This window comes from Pseudoalteromonas sp. S1609 (assembly GCF_005887255.1).
Classification (GTDB): domain Bacteria; phylum Pseudomonadota; class Gammaproteobacteria; order Enterobacterales; family Alteromonadaceae; genus Pseudoalteromonas.
On the sequence record NZ_PNDJ01000124.1, the window covers coordinates 1 to 343 of the forward strand.

General features: G+C 36.4%; 1 protein-coding gene. It reads left to right on the forward strand.

Annotated elements, in window-relative coordinates:
* Positions 1-343, forward strand: a 343-nt coding sequence (locus CWB76_RS19010) for a PAS domain-containing protein (RefSeq protein ID WP_138609682.1), incomplete at both ends; no start/stop codon positions are given.

The following is a 343-nucleotide window of genomic DNA, read 5'->3' on the forward strand; positions in this document are numbered from 1 at the left end:
CTTAATATTTTAGTTAGCTACAATGTTGACTTGAAAGGAATTGAAGTCGACTCAGTTAATTGTCGTATGTATGTGAGCTTTCCTGAAATTGAATTTGAACAATTTCAAAAAATTATGCCTTCAATTCGATTGATTGATGGTGTTCATGATGTACGTACCACCGCGTTTTTACCTTCTGAACGTGAGCACAATGAATTAAACACCTTATTAAGAGCACTGCCAGATGGTGTTATATCTATTGATGCTAAAGGCTGGGTGCGTTTGTGTAACGACGCGGCGTGTAAAGACTTACAGCTAACAGAAAAAGAAGTCATTGGCGCCAATATCAATAATTTACTTAAAG